Raw genomic sequence first — 1,119 nt, forward strand, 5'->3', positions numbered from 1 at the left:
GCTCATGTCGACCTCGTTGAAGGTCGTCAGCATGGCGGCGTTGGTCTGGGCTTCCTTCAGGCGGCGCGCGATGGTCTGGCGCAGGCGGGTCATGCGGTCCCGCTCTTCGCGTTCGTGGATTTCTCGCGGCGCGCTCGGAGCGGCGGGCGCCGCCTTCGGGGCTTCAGCCTTGGGGGCCGGCGCCGGAGCGGGAGCCGGAGCCGGCGCTGCCACCGGGGCGGCGGCGGGGGCCGGCTTGGCGCCGGCCGCGCCTTCGGCCAGACGGCCAAGGACCGCGCCGGGCTCGACGGTCGCGCCTTCTTCGGCGGCGATGAATTCGAGGACGCCGTCGGCGGGGGCGGCGACCTCGAGGCTCACCTTGTCGGTTTCAAGCTCGACCAGGATTTCGTCCTTCCTGACCGCGTCGCCGGCTTTCTTCGTCCAGCGCGCCACCGTCGCCTCGGTAACAGACTCGCCCAAGGCGGGGGTCATGATGTCGGCCATTTGGAAGTCCTGTCTCTCTTTGTTCGTTCTGTTCTTATTTAGGTCTCGCGAAGCCTAGGCGAAGGCTTCAGCGAGGAAGGTCTGCAGTTCTTTCATGTGCCGGCTCATCTGGCCGGCCGCGGTCGAGGCCGAGGCCGGGCGACCCACATAGCGGGCGCGCTTGGCCTTCACCTTGAGGCGGTCGAGCGTGAGTTCCAACCACGGATCGACGAAGGTCCACCCACCCATGTTCTTCGGCTCTTCCTGGCACCAGACCAGTTCAGCGTTCGGGAAGCGCGAAAGCTCCGTCGATAGCGACTTCACCGGCCACGGATAGAACTGCTCGAGGCGCATAATATAGACGTCGTCGACGCCCTTTTCCTCACGTGCGTCCAGCAGGTCGTAATAGACCTTGCCCGAGCACAGCACGACGCGGCGGATCTTGTCCGGTTCGACAAGCTTGACCGTGGTGTTGACGCCGCGCTCGGCGTCGTCGTTCAGCACGCGGTGGAAGGACGAACCCTCGGCCATGTCGTCCAGGGTCGAGGTGGCCTTCTTGTGCCGCAGCAGCGACTTCGGCGTCATGACGATCAGCGGCTTGCGGAACTCGCGGCGCAGCTGACGGCGCAGGACGTGGAAGTAGTTGGCCGGGGTCGA

Annotated in this window: 1 protein-coding gene and 1 pseudogene; both read right to left on the reverse strand. The window is 66.3% G+C overall.

Annotated features, from left to right (window positions below):
• Positions 1 to 483, reverse strand: a 483-nt coding sequence (locus tag Q7T84_RS15205) for a biotin/lipoyl-containing protein (protein WP_304810467.1), incomplete at its 3' end; no start/stop codon positions are given.
• A gap of 54 nt (positions 484 to 537) precedes the next feature.
• Positions 538 to 1,119: pseudogene (gene sucA / locus Q7T84_RS15210) on the reverse strand (2-oxoglutarate dehydrogenase E1 component); the annotation flags it as partial.

Source organism: Phenylobacterium sp. (assembly GCF_030654915.1).
In the GTDB taxonomy this organism is placed as follows: Bacteria; Pseudomonadota; Alphaproteobacteria; order Caulobacterales; family Caulobacteraceae; genus Phenylobacterium.